We start from the raw sequence: 13,209 nt of genomic DNA on the forward strand, positions 1-13,209 counted from the left end.
AATGGGGGCATGACCGACCGTGCAGGAACCCCAGCAGCTGAGTCCGACCTCGTCGACGTCCAGGCCCTCCTCGAGGCGTACTTCGAACTGAAGCCCGACGTCTCGATCCCAGCGCAACGCGTCGTCTTCGGCACCTCAGGGCACCGTGGATCCTCGCTCAACACCGCGTTCAACGAGCATCACATCGCCGCGACCACGCAGGCGATCGTCGAATACCGCACCGACAAGGGCATCACCGGACCGCTCTTCATCGGGTCGGACTCGCACGCGCTGAGCCACCCGGCGCAGACCACGGCCCTCAAGGTGCTCGTCGGAAACGGCGTGCGCGTGCTTGTCGACGAGTTCGACGACTTCGTGCCGACGCCGGCCCTCAGCCACGCCATCCTGAAGTACAACAATTCGGGCGCAGAGGAACAGGCCGACGGGATCGTCGTGACACCAAGCCACAACCCGCCGTCGGACGGCGGCTTCAAGTACAACCCTCCGCACGGTGGACCTGCAGACAGTGACGCAACGAGCTGGATCGCGAACCGCGCAAACGAGATCATCGAAGCCGGCCTTCTCGACGTCACCATGGCGGAGCCGAGCGCCGTCGAAACATACGACTTCCGCGGCAATTATGTCGACGATCTCGCCAGCATCATCGACATGGACGCCATCAAACGCTCCGGCATCCGGATCGGCGCTGACCCGCTTGGCGGCGCGAGCGTTCACTACTGGCAGGCCATCGCGGACCGTTACGAGCTCGACCTGACCGTTGTGAACCCGCACGTCGACCCGACCTGGCGGTTCATGACGCTCGACTGGGACGGCAAGATCCGTATGGATCCGTCGTCGCCGTCTGCGATGGCATCCGTTCTCGCCCACAAAGACGACTACGACATCCTCACCGGGAACGACGCGGATGCCGACCGTCACGGTATCGTCACGCCGGACGGCGGGCTGATGAACCCGAACCACTTCCTGGCCGTCGCGATCGACTACCTCTATCGCAATCGGTCGGGCTGGGGAGCGGATGCCGCGATCGGCAAGACGCTCGTCTCCAGCTCGATCATCGACAAGGTGGCAGCGTCGCTCGACCGTACCCTGTGGGAAGTCCCCGTGGGCTTCAAGTGGTTCGTGCCCGGCCTCATCGATGGATCCGTCGCGTTCGGCGGCGAGGAGAGCGCCGGCGCCAGCTTCCTGCGCATGGACGGCACCGTCTGGACGACAGACAAAGACGGCATCCTGCTGTGCCTCCTCGCTTCAGAGATCCTCGCGGTCACCGGCAAGACACCCTCTGTTCTCTACCGCGAACTCACGGAGAAATACGGCGACCCGGTTTACGAGCGCGTCGACGCGACGGCCACTCCGGCGCAGAAGGCGGCGCTCGGCAAGCTGGACGGTGCGGCGATCACCGCGACAGAACTGGCGGGCGATCCGATCCTCGCGAAACTCAGTACGGCTCCGGGCAACGGGGCTGCTGTCGGTGGAGTGAAAGTCGTGACCGAGAACGCCTGGTTCGCTGCCCGCCCGAGCGGCACCGAGGACGTCTACAAGATCTACGCCGAGTCGTTCAAGGGCGCCGAGCATCTCAAGCTGGTGCAGGCAGAGGCGAAGCTCATCGTCGACGAGGCGCTCGGGGGCTAGCGCTATAACCCGAGTTTCGTGAGCTCCTCGTCCATGCGTTCCGTCATGGCCGCGTACCCGGCGTCGTTGGGGTGGAGGCCGTCGCCGGCCATCCATTCCGGATGCCCTTCGATCCAGCGGGAGGCGCCGGCGATGTAATCCGCGCCGACTCCACCGGCGGCATCCTTCACCCACGAGATGATCGTGTCGACGGATTCCGGGCGTTCGTCGGTGTACCAGAACGGCTCGACGACGACGAGCCGCGCATCGGGGAGTTCTGCCGCGAGGGTATCGAGGTCGTCTGAGATCGCCGCCTCGATCTCGGCGGCCCGCCCCGGCATCGAGAAGTTGTCGTTGAGGCCCATGGTCACGAACACGATGTCCGGGTCGGTGTCGATGACCCGGCTGATGAGATCGTCGTGGATTCCGGCACGGTTGTTCACGAAGCCGAGACCGTTCACGCTCGGGTTGAACTCGGCCCAGCCGCGGTCGAGACAGATGCGCGTCGACCAGCGCTCGGCCGGGTCGCTCGCCCCGGTTCCGAGCGTGTACGAATCGCCGTAGAAGGCGACGACCGGTTGATCCGATGACGTCGGGTCGACTCCGTCAGGCACCTGCCCGGCCGACGCGCAGCCGGCCAGTGCGGTGACGCCGAGGAGGACCCCGATCGTCGCGAGGAGTCGTGTCGTTGTCGTCGAGGTCACGGGAGTTCTTCGTCGCCCTTCCTCTCGCGGATTGGCGAGAATTATGCGGGAACGCTCCAGAACCACGCTGTGCCACCCGGGTGCTCATCGGTGAGAACCGTGTCGAGGTCCCGGTAGTCGCCATCGAGGTTGTGGCTCGCGAAGGCGATCTCGGTGACACCGTCGACGACCGTCACGCTCGACACGAGCATCACGTGATCGGGCATGTCGTTGAGATTCCAGTCGAACATGCCGATGTCGCCGACCTTGACCTGGTCGCGCTGGTCGAGGCTGAGCCGCGTGACATCGGGGCCGGTGTCGCTGGCGAACCAATTGTTCATCGCCGGAACGTAGCCCCAGGCCGGGCTCCAGTCTGCCGCAGCGTTCTTGTTGAACCAGGTCGCGTTCTGCGACCAGCCCCGCTGGATCAGTGTCTGGCTCACGAAGTTCGCGCAGTCACCTCCGACGGAGTTGAGGTTGCCCCACTCGGCCTCGTTGTAGTTCTCCCAGTGTGCGAGGGCGTACTGCATTTGCGCGTCGACGCCGGACACGACCGCATACGTGTATGTGAGCGGGGCGGCCTGGGACACGTCTTCATCACCGGCCGAAACGACGATGTCGGCGTCCGCGGGCTGGAAGTCGAGCGCGGCAGGAGCGGTCGCGGTCACCGTGCCGTCATCAGTGACGGTGACGTCAGTGGCCGGGGCGTCACCGACGGTGACCTCAGTCACATCCGCCAGTCCGGTTCCCGTGATCGTGAGTACAGTGCCGCCGGTGACCGACCCTGACGCCGGAGAGACCGAGGAAGCGGAACTCACCACCTCGGGCGTGGAGGTCGCTGTCGGTTGCGCGCGGGTCGATGTCGGTTCTGCCGGCACGGCGCACCCGGTCCACAACAGCGCGGAAGCGACGACCACCACTACGGCTGAGAGCCGACGCGTCGCAACGCGCTCGCTGGGGCGCCTGCTTGCGGTGCTCGACATGGTGGCCCTTCGATGTAGCGGGGAATCCTCCATGGTAGATCACAGTGGTGAACAGTTTCTGATGACGCGCTTGACAACATGCCCTTTCACCACGTAGCTTGTCCACTAATTCGTGAGAGCGCTCTCATGCTTCGAAATGAGAGCGCTCTCACGAAGCCACCGCACCGTCCACGCACACACAAAGGAGTGACCGTGAACCTCTCACGCCGCACCAAGCTCGCGACCGGCATCGCCGGCGCTGCAGCTTTTGCCCTCCTCGCCACCGGATGCGCCTCAGAAGGCGCCAGCTCCTCCGGAGACGAGAAGATCGAACTCTCGATCACCACGTTCGGAACCTTCGGCTACGACGACCTCTACAAGGAGTACGAGAAGGCCAACCCGAACATCACGATCAAGGCCGACAACATCGACACGGGTGGAAACGCCCGCACCGATGCCTTCACCAAGATCTCAGCCGGCTCAGGCCTCACCGACGTCGTCGCCATCGAAGAAGGATGGCTCGGACAAATCATGGAGGTCTCCGACCAGTTCGTCGACCTCAACGAGTACGGCGCAGAAGATGTGAAGGACAACTGGGTTCCCTGGAAGTACGAGCAGGGAACAGACGCGGACGGGCGCGTCATCGGATTCGGCACGGACATCGGCCCGCAGGGTCTCTGCTACAACGGCAAGCTCTTCGAAGCAGCCGGCCTGCCGAGCGACCGCGAGTCGGTCGCCGAACTCTTCGGCGGAGACGATGCGAGCTGGGAAACCTACTTCGAGCTCGGCGAGCAGTACAAGGAAGCCACGGGCAAGGCCTGGTACGACCACTCCGGCTTCGTCTGGAACTCCATGGTCAACCAGATGGACGAAGGCTATTACACCAAAGACGGCGAGCTGAACGTCGAGGGCAACACCGAAATGCGTGAGCGCTTCGACCAGCTCGCAGCAGGAACCGCCGCAGGCCTCTCCGCCAACCAGACGGCATGGGACTGGGGCAAGGGCAAGGCCTTTGTCGATGGATCCTTCGCCACCTTCGTCTGCCCGGGCTGGATGCTGGGAACCATCAAGGGATCCCTCGAGTCCGGCGGAGGCGACGCTTCCACCGGCTGGGACTTCGCCGATGTCTTCCCCGGCGGCGCATCCAACTGGGGTGGTGCCTTCCTCTCGGTGCCGACCACGTCGGAGCACCCGGAAGAGGCAGCGGCTCTGGCCAAGTGGCTGACCGACCCCGAGCAGCAGATCAAGCAGTCTGCAGCAGCCGGCAACTTCCCGAGCACGCTCGACGCGCAGAAGAAGCTCGCAGAAGATGCAACACCGAACGAACTGTTCAACAACGCCCCGACCGGAGCGATCCTCGCTTCCCGCGCCGAAGGCGTCGTCGCCCAGTTCAAGGGACCGCACGACTCGCTCATCCAGGAGAACGTCTTCGGCCCCGCGCTGAAGAGCCTCGACACCGGCAAGACGAAGAGCGCTGACAAGGCCTGGGAGCAGGCCATCCAGCTCCTCAACGACCTGGTCGTCAACAACTAGGAAAACCAACCGTGAGGCCCCCGGGCGAGATCCCGGGGGCCTCCACCTGGACGTGAGCACATGACAAGCACACTGAACAGGCCGCCGGTCGAGAGCCCATCTCCCCGCACCCCCCGAACGACAGCCAAGGCTCCGATCCCACTGAAGCATCGCTTGAGTGCATTCGACTACAAGGCCTCGCCCTACTTCTACGTCGCCCCCTTCTTCATCCTTTTCGCCATCGTCGGGCTCTTCCCCCTCGTCTACACCTTTGTCGTCTCCCTCTATGACTGGCACACGCTCAAGGGTCAGGGCGAGTTCGTCGGCCTGGCCAACTTCACGGCAGTCCTTGGCGACCGGTACTTCTGGAACTCGCTGTTCAACACGGTCAGCATCTTCTTCCTCTCGACCATCCCGCAGCTCATCGCCGCTGTCGTCATCGCTGCCGTCCTCGACCAGAACCTGCGAGCTAGGACGTTCTGGCGCATGAGCATCCTTTTGCCATACGTCGTCACGCCCGTCGCGGTCGCCATGATTTTCTCGAACGTGTTCGGGGAGGACTACGGCCTCATCAACAACATCCTCGAGAGCTTCGGCATCGACCCGATCATGTGGCGCAACGAGACGCTGCCGAGCCACATCGCTATCGCGACCATGGTCAACTGGCGCTGGACCGGGTACAACGCCCTCATCCTTCTGGCAGCGATGCAATCGGTGCCCCGCGACATCCACGAATCTGCCGCCCTCGACGGCGCAGGCGCAACTCGCCGGTTCTTCAGCATCACGCTCCCGTCGATCCGCCCGACGATGATTTTCGTCATCATCACGGCAACGATCGGCGGACTGCAGATCTTCACCGAGCCGCGACTGTTCGACCCGGTGACCGCGGGTGGATCGCAGCGCCAGTTCCAGACGACGGTGCTGTACCTGTGGGAGATGGCGTTCTTCCGCCAGAACTTCGGCAAAGCGTCAGCCATCGCCTGGCTGTTGTTCCTTCTCATCGTGGCCTTCGGGCTGATCAACTTCCTGCTCTCCCGGAGCATCGCCACAGCGGAAGGTCGAGGGGCGAAGGCCCGCTCGCAGCGCCGCCTGCTCAGGATGCGGCAGCGCGAAGCGCGGGACGGCCTGCGTGCCGGCACCGCGGCATCCGTTCTCACCGAAACGGTCCCCCTTCCCGGACCGACCGATCCACCAGCGCCGACCGAATCGACAGAAGAAAGGAGCACCCGATGAGCGCGAACACCCTCACCCGTCCGACGGAGACTCCCGAGAGCCTCCCGACTCGGCGCAAGGCGAAGTTCTTCGGTATCGACAAGCGGCCGGGCTGGCTGACCTACTCACTGCTCGGCGTCTTCTTCCTCTGTTCTGCCTACCCGTTGTGGTGGTCCTTCGTCATGGGAACGCGCGACAACGCGGCATTCGGGTCGACCTGGCCGCCGCTTCTTCCAGGAGGCAACTTCTGGAAGAACGTGGGTGAGGTCTTCGATACCGTTCCGTTCTGGCTCGCGCTCGGCAACAGCCTGCTCATCTCGAGCATCATCACCGTCTCGGTCATCACGTTCTCGACCCTGGCCGGCTACGCGTTCGCGAAGCTCCGCTTCAAGGGCCGCGACGGACTGATGATCTTCGTCATCGCCACGATGGCGATCCCCACCCAGCTCGGCATCATCCCGCTCTTTATGGTGATGCGCACTCTTGGCTGGACCGGAGAGATCGGCGCCGTCATCATTCCGACGCTCGTCACCGCATTCGGTGTGTTCTTCATGCGCCAGTACCTCGTCGACGTCATTCCCGACGAACTGATCGAGGCAGCTCGCATGGACGGCGCGAGCATGATCTCGACGTTCTGGCACGTCGCGGTTCCTGCCGCTCGCCCTGCCATGGCGATCCTCGGCCTGTTCACGTTCATGACGGCGTGGACCGACTTCCTCTGGCCCCTGCTGGTGCTCAACGCCGGCAACCCCACGCTGCAGACGGCTCTCAGCCAATTGCAGTCAGCACGGTACGTCGATTACTCGATCGTGCTCGCTGGGGCCATCATGGCAACACTCCCCCTGCTCGTCCTCTTCATCGTGGCAGGCAAACAACTCATCTCAGGCATCATGCAAGGAGCAGTGAAGGGCTAATGACGTTCAACTTTCCCCCCACATTCATCTGGGGGTCGGCTACCGCTGCGGCCCAGGTCGAAGGCGCAGCTCACGAAGACGGTAAGGAAGACTCGATCTGGGATGCTTTCGCTCGCGTTCCCGGTGCGATCGCGAACGGCGAGAACCTCGATGTCGCCGTCGACCACTACCACCGTTACCGCGACGACGTCGCACTGATGAAGAAACTCGGACTCGATTCCTACCGGTTCTCGACGAGCTGGGCGCGCATCGTTCCCGGTGACCGCGAACCCAACGCCGCAGGACTCGACTTCTACTCGCGTCTCGTCGACGAACTCCTCGCCGCAGGCATCCTGCCATGGCTGACCCTGTACCACTGGGACCTGCCGCAGGCGCTCGAGGAGAAGGGCGGCTGGGCCAACCGCGACACCGCGCTCCGCTTCGCCGACTATGCCGAAACCGTCTACGGCACGCTCGGCGACCGGGTGCAGAACTGGACGACGTTCAACGAACCGTTCTGCTCGTCGCTGCTCGGCTACGCTGCAGGCGTCCACGCACCAGGTCGGCAGGATCCCGTTGCGGCCGTCGCGGCCATCCACCACCAGCATCTCGGGCACGGTCTCGCCGTGAACCGGTTGCGTGAGCTCGGTGCAGAACAGATCGGCATCACGCTCAACCTGTCGAACGCGATCCCGCTCGATGAGAACGACCCGGTCGACGTCGAAGCAGCCCGCCGGTTCGACGTGCTGCAGAACCGGGTGTTCCTCGACCCGATCGTCACAGGCGCATACCCAGACGACACCCTGGCCGACCTGGAGCAGTTCGGCCTCCGCGAGGTCATCCAGCCGGGCGACATGGAGATCATCGGCACGCCGATCGACTTCCTCGGTGTCAACCACTACCACGACGACCAGGTCTCCGGACATCCGGACGACAGCGGAACCGACGGTCACTCCGGCGCCACCGAGCGCAAGCTCTCGTCGTGCTGGATCGGCTCGGAGTACATCACCTTCCCGAGCAGGGGCCTGCCCCGCACGGCGATGAACTGGGAGGTCAACCCGTCAGGGCTGCACAAACTCCTCGTCAGGCTGGGGCGCGAATACCCGACCATGCCTCCGCTGTTCGTCACCGAGAACGGTTCGGCGTGGAATGACGTCGTCTCCGACGACGGCCACGTCCATGACGCCGACCGCACCCAGTACGTGGTCAACCACCTGCAGGCGGTGTCGGATGCTCTCGCCGACGGCGCGGACGTCCGCGGCTACTTCGTGTGGTCGCTTCTCGACAACTTCGAATGGTCGTGGGGCTACGACAAGCGGTTCGGCATCGTCCGGGTCGACTACGACACCCAGGAACGGATCCCGAAGGATTCCGCGCTGGCGTACGCGGAAATCATCGCCGACGCCAGGCTCGGGATTCCTGCACATTAGAGTGGTGCCATTGAGGGGAGAGTGGAGACGATGACACCACAGGCCGGGTCTCCGACCCTGGAGATGGTCGCTGCACGTGCCGGCGTTTCACGGGCGACGGTATCGCGCGTCGTCAACGCCTCCCCCAAGGTCACCGCCGAGGTGGTCGCGCTCGTCAACACGGCGATCGCCGAGCTCAACTACGTGCCGAATCGCGCCGCCCGTTCGCTGGCGAGCCGCAAGACGCAGGCAATCGCGCTCGTCGTTCCCGAATCGACGGCCAAGGTCTTCGCCGACCCGTTCTTCGCTTCGGTCGTGCAGGGCGTTGCGATCTATCTCGCAGACACGGATTACACACTCAACCTGCTCATCGCATCCGAAACCAAGTCAGACAAGACAAGGCGATACCTGCTCGGAGGCAACGTCGACGGCGCGCTCGTCGTCTCGCACCACTCCGGCGACCATTCGTACACACACCTGGGCCAGGCGCTGCCGATCGTCTTCGGTGGTCGCCCGATCAGTCCGGATGCGTCAGCCGGACACTACGTCGACGTCGACAACGTGAGCGGGGCACGGCTGGCCACCCAGAGGCTCGTCGACCGCGGCTGCCGTTCGATCGCGACGATCGCCGGGCCGCAGGACATGCCGCCGGGTGTCGACCGACTCGTCGGCTGGCGGGATGCCGTCACGGCGGCCGGTCTGGACGACGGTCTCGTCGAGTATGGCGACTACTCGCCAGACGACGGGGCAGCGGCGATGCGTCGCCTGCTCGCGCGCGGGGTGCCGATCGACGGACTCTTCGCGTTCAGCGATCAGCTCGCCGCCGGTGCATACGCGGTGATCCGCGAAGCCGGTCTCTCGATCCCCGGCGACATCGCCGTTGTGGGGTACGACGACGATGCCTACGCGGCGACGGTCTCGCCGAGCCTGACCACCGTCAATCAGGCACCGGTCGAGATGGGCGCGAAGATGGCCGAGATCGTCGTTCGGCTGATCGACGGGGAGCACGTCGATCAGGCGACGATCATGCCGACGAAGCTCGTGCTGCGGGAGTCGGCCTGACCCTCGCGAGATGCTGGGTTTGCGGTGGTCCTCGCACCACCGAACCACCCCAAAGTCAGCAACTCGCGAGGTTGACGGAGGACAATGGGAGGAATACCCGGCGGCGACCCCTGCTTGAACGAAGGGGACGCTGACGCGCATCGGCCGTCAGACATCGCCGCACATGCCAGATCAGATCGTGAGTTCTCAATGCCCCACCCGAATGCGACCGAACTCGGGACCGCGCTGACCGACGACGAGGTCCTGGTTCTCCGCCGCGACTTCCCCGCACTCCAGCAGCAGGTCAACGGCCGGGATCTCGTGTACCTCGACTCAGGCGCGACCTCGCAGAAGCCTGCGAGCGTGCTCGACGCCGAACGTGCCTTCTACGAGCACGACAACTCCGCTGTGCACCGCGGCGCCCACACCCTCGCGGCGAACGCCACCGAACTGTTCGAGAACGCGAGGGCCACTGTCGCCCGTTTCGTTGGGGTGCGCGAGAACGAGATCGTCTGGACCTCGAACGCCACCGAAGGCATCAACCTTCTCGCCTATGGCATGTCGAATGCCAGCCTCGGTCGAGGCGGGTCGGATGCCGCGCGCTTCGTCCTCCGCGAAGGCGACGAGATCGTCACCACAGAGGGCGAGCACCACGCAAACCTCGTCCCGTGGCAGGAACTCGCTGCGCGCACGGGAGCAACGCTGCGTCACATCCCGGTGAACGACGACGGCACGCTGCGGATGGACGACGCCGAGCGCCTGATCGGGCCACAGACCAAACTCGTGGCGTTCACCCACATCTCCAACGTCACCGGCGTGATCAACCCGGTCGAAGATCTGGTCCGGATGGCGCACGACGTCGGTGCGCTCGTCGTGCTCGACGCGTGCCAGTCCGCACCGCACCGCGTGCTCGACCTCACCACACTCGACGTGGACTTCGCCGTGTTCTCCGGCCACAAGATGCTCGCTCCGACGGGCATCGGTGTGCTCTACGGCCGGGCCGAACTGCTCGACGCACTGCCGCCCTTCCTCACCGGCGGCTCGATGATCACGACAGTGACGCTCGAAGCATCCGGCTATCTGCCCGCCCCCCAGCGGTTCGAAGCGGGCACACAAAAGGTGTCGCAGGCGATCGCTCTCGCCGCAGCCGTCGACTATCTCACCGCGGTCGGGGTCGATCGCATCGAAGCGTGGGAGACCGAGCTCGGCGCCCGCCTGGTCGACGGCTTCAGCGCCATCCCCGGTGTGCGCGTGCTCGGTCCTGCCGCGGGCGAACACCGCGCGGGCCTCGCCAGCGTCGACGTCGACGGGGTCCATGCGCACGACGTCGGCCAGTTCCTCGACGACCGCGGCATCGCCGTGCGCGTCGGACACCACTGCGCGCAACCGCTGCACCGCCGGTTCGGCGTCACCGCCTCGACCCGAGCGAGCGCCTACCTCTACAACACGACGGCAGAGATCGATGCGGTCATCGACGGAATGGGTGCCGTCCGCTCGTTCTTCGGGGTGAAGTAATGGCATCCGGAGATCTCGCGGGGCTGTACCAGCAGGTGATCCTCGATCACTCGCGGGAGAAACACGGCTTCGGGCTCGCGGAGCAGGCCGACGCATCGAGTCACCAGCTGAACCCGACCTGCGGAGACGAGATCACGCTTCAGCTGCACGTGGCAGGCGGCGTCGTGAGCTCGGTGACCTGGGAGGGGGCGGGATGCTCCATCTCGATGGCATCCGCGTCGCTGTTGCACGATCTGGCACCAGGGCTCACCCTGGCTGAGGCGCGGGAACGAATCGCCCTCTTCCGTGAGCTCATGCACTCCCGTGGGGCTGGGATCGACGACGAAGACGAGTTGCTCGGCGACGCCATCGTGCTCGAGGGCGTCTCGAAGTACGTGGCTCGCGTGAAGTGCGCGATGCTCGCGTGGGTTGCCCTCGAGGCCGACCTGGCTCAGGTCGACCCTCGCTGAGGGTACGACGCCCGCCCTGTCGTCACGCTCAACAGGAACGAACGACTCAGAGACACGCTCGACAGGAGAAAACAGCGTTGTTTGAGCGCGACCTCCTGTCGAGCGTGCGCTGTGCGACTAAGCGAAGTGCGGCACGACCTCGGCAGCCAGCAACTCCAGATGCTCGAGGTCGGCGAGGTCCAGGATCTGCAGGTACACCGTCTCGACACCATCGTTCTGCAGTGCTCCGATCCGGTCGACGATCTCAGACGGCGTGCCACCGAGGCCGTTCTGCCTGAGCTCTCCCGGCTCACGACCGATCGCGGCAGCACGACGCACATACTCGTCCTCATCGGCGCCGGCAGCGGCGACGAACGCCGCCGAATACACGAGGTGGTGCGGGTCTCGTCCGATCTCTTCACACGCCGCACGGACGCCGGCGAACTTGCCCGCGACGTCGTCGAACGGCACGAACGGCAGGTTGAATTCCGTGGCGAAACGGGCCGCAAGAGCCGGTGTGCGTTTCGCTCCGCCACCGCCGACGATGATCGGGAGGCGTGACTGCACCGGCTTCGGCAGCGCGGGCGAATCGGTGAGCGAATAGTGTCTCCCCTCGAAGGAGTAGGCGTCGCCGACCGGCGTTTCGAAGAGCCCGGTGACGATCTCGAGCTGCTCCTCGAGCATCCCGAATCGCTTCGGCGGGAACGGTATGCCGTACGCGGCATGCTCCTCTTCGAACCAGCCGGTGCCGAGGCCGAGTTCGACGCGGCCTCCTGACATCTGGTCGACCTGCGCGACCTGGATGGCCAGGATGCCCGGCGGGCGGTAGGTCACGCTCGATACGAGGGTTCCGAGACGGATGCTCGTGGTCTCGCGCGCGAGTCCCGCAAGCGTCGTCCATGCGTCGGTGGGGCCTGGCAGCCCGGAGAAGTGGTCGCCCATGAGCATGTAATGGTCGCTCCGGAAGAAGGCGTCGAAGCCCAGCCGCTCGGCGGTCCGGGCGACAGCGAGCAGGTCGTCGTAGCTCGCGCCCTGCTGGGGCTCGGTGAAGATGCGGAACTTCATGCGGGGGATCCTTTCTCGGCGGGTGGGATCTCTCGCCACTCCACGGGGAGGTCGGCGAATCGCTTCTGCATGACAGCGATCGCTTCGGGGTTCTGGTCGATCAGCACGAATGGGCGGCCGAGCGCGGCGGCCACTGCGCCGGTGGTGCCACTTCCGGCGAAGAAATCCAGCACGCGATCGCCTTCCCGGCTCGACGCCTGGATGATCCGGCGCAGCACCCCGACGGGCTTCTGCGTGGGATAGCCGGTCTTTTCCTTACCGGTGGGAGACACGATGGTGTGCCACCAGACATCCGTCGGAAGCTTGCCGCGCTTCACCTTCTCGGGAGTCACGAGGCCTGGCGCCATGTACGGTTCGCGATCGACGGCATCCGAGTCGAAGTAGTACGTCTTCGGATTCTTGACGTAGACGAGGATGGTGTCGTGTTTGGTGGGCCACTTGCTCTTCGACTTGGCGCCGTAGTCGTAGGCCCAGATCAGTTCGTTGAGGAACGAGTCCCGGCCGAAGATCGCATCGAGCAGCACTTTGGCGTAGTGGGCCTCTCGGTAGTCGAGATGCAGGTAGAGCGTGCCGTCGTCGGCCAGCAGCCGCCAGGCCTCAACGAGTCGCGGTTCGAGAAAGGCCCAGTAGTCGTCGAAGGCATCGTCGTAGCGTTTGAGCGCGCCGCGGATGCGCTCATAACTCTGGCCCTTGAAACCGACCGTGCCGCCGGACCCCGGTTCGCTTCGCACACTGCTCGTCTCGTGCCGTTGCTGCTCCCGACCGGTGTTGAACGGCGGGTCGATGTAGACGAGGGTGAAGGATGCCTCCGGCAACGTCGGCAGGATGTCGAGGTTGTCTCCGGCATAGACGACGCCCGGCATAACAGCGGTTGGCGCGGC

12 protein-coding genes are annotated in these 13,209 nt (G+C 64.8%); 8 read left to right on the forward strand and 4 right to left on the reverse strand.

All coding sequences use genetic code 11. The features are described 5' to 3' along the window. The first annotated feature begins 9 nt into the window (after positions 1 to 9). Positions 10 to 1,629, forward strand: coding sequence for a phosphoglucomutase (alpha-D-glucose-1,6-bisphosphate-dependent) (pgm, locus tag IWX78_RS01810; protein ID WP_196831668.1), 1,620 nt, complete (start codon positions 10 to 12; stop codon positions 1,627 to 1,629). Between the two features lie 2 nt (positions 1,630 to 1,631). Here pgm and IWX78_RS01815 read toward each other — a convergent pair whose 3' ends face one another. Beyond that, positions 1,632 to 2,312 (reverse strand): SGNH/GDSL hydrolase family protein, encoded by a 681-nt coding sequence (locus tag IWX78_RS01815; RefSeq protein WP_334684500.1) that lies wholly within the window; start codon positions 2,310 to 2,312, stop codon positions 1,632 to 1,634. Between the two features lie 41 nt (positions 2,313 to 2,353). Further along, positions 2,354 to 3,274: an amidase domain-containing protein gene (locus IWX78_RS01820; protein ID WP_196831669.1), complete on the reverse strand. Its 921-nt coding sequence runs from the start codon at positions 3,272 to 3,274 to the stop codon at positions 2,354 to 2,356. Positions 3,275 to 3,466: 192 nt separating this feature from the next. Between IWX78_RS01820 and IWX78_RS01825 the strand changes: the two genes are divergently transcribed. The 7 genes from IWX78_RS01825 (at position 3,467) to sufU (ending at position 11,284) form a co-directional block, all read left to right on the forward strand. Beyond that, a complete protein-coding gene (locus tag IWX78_RS01825) occupies positions 3,467 to 4,786 on the forward strand; it encodes an ABC transporter substrate-binding protein (RefSeq protein WP_334684501.1) in 1,320 nt (439 codons plus the stop codon). A 60-nt stretch (positions 4,787 to 4,846) separates the two neighbouring features. Further along, positions 4,847 to 5,998 (forward strand): carbohydrate ABC transporter permease, encoded by a 1,152-nt coding sequence (locus IWX78_RS01830; protein WP_196831671.1) that lies wholly within the window; start codon positions 4,847 to 4,849, stop codon positions 5,996 to 5,998. Further along, on the forward strand, positions 5,995 to 6,891 hold the full coding sequence (locus tag IWX78_RS01835) for a carbohydrate ABC transporter permease (RefSeq protein ID WP_196831672.1): 897 nt from the start codon (positions 5,995 to 5,997) through the stop codon (positions 6,889 to 6,891). The genes IWX78_RS01830 and IWX78_RS01835 overlap by 4 nt, the downstream gene beginning before the upstream one ends. Beyond that, positions 6,891 to 8,300 carry a GH1 family beta-glucosidase gene (locus IWX78_RS01840; protein ID WP_196831673.1) on the forward strand — a complete coding sequence of 470 codons (1,410 nt, stop codon included), beginning with the start codon at positions 6,891 to 6,893 and terminating at the stop codon, positions 8,298 to 8,300. The genes IWX78_RS01835 and IWX78_RS01840 overlap by 1 nt, the downstream gene beginning before the upstream one ends. Positions 8,301 to 8,330: 30 nt before the next feature. Further along, entirely contained in the window at positions 8,331 to 9,341 is a 1,011-nt protein-coding gene (locus IWX78_RS01845; RefSeq protein WP_196831674.1) for a LacI family DNA-binding transcriptional regulator, read from the forward strand. A 189-nt stretch (positions 9,342 to 9,530) separates the two neighbouring features. Beyond that, a complete protein-coding gene (locus tag IWX78_RS01850; RefSeq protein WP_196831675.1) occupies positions 9,531 to 10,835 on the forward strand; it encodes a cysteine desulfurase in 1,305 nt (434 codons plus the stop codon). Next, on the forward strand, positions 10,835 to 11,284 hold the full coding sequence (gene sufU, locus IWX78_RS01855) for a Fe-S cluster assembly sulfur transfer protein SufU (RefSeq protein ID WP_196831676.1): 450 nt from the start codon (positions 10,835 to 10,837) through the stop codon (positions 11,282 to 11,284). Before IWX78_RS01850 ends, sufU begins: the two co-directional genes overlap by 1 nt. Positions 11,285 to 11,401: 117 nt before the next feature. Here the strand turns inward: sufU and IWX78_RS01860 are convergent, their stop codons facing one another. Beyond that, positions 11,402 to 12,328: an LLM class F420-dependent oxidoreductase gene (locus IWX78_RS01860; protein ID WP_196831677.1), complete on the reverse strand. Its 927-nt coding sequence runs from the start codon at positions 12,326 to 12,328 to the stop codon at positions 11,402 to 11,404. Beyond that, the gene (locus tag IWX78_RS01865) at positions 12,325 to 13,191 is read right to left on the reverse strand and encodes a DNA-methyltransferase (protein WP_196832093.1); all 867 of its coding nucleotides are present in this window, start codon (positions 13,189 to 13,191) and stop codon (positions 12,325 to 12,327) included. The genes IWX78_RS01860 and IWX78_RS01865 overlap by 4 nt, the downstream gene beginning before the upstream one ends. Between the last annotated feature and the right edge of the window lie 18 nt (positions 13,192 to 13,209).

It is taken from the genome of Mycetocola sp. CAN_C7 (genome assembly GCF_015752285.1).
Lineage (GTDB): Bacteria > Actinomycetota > Actinomycetes > Actinomycetales > Microbacteriaceae > Mycetocola_A.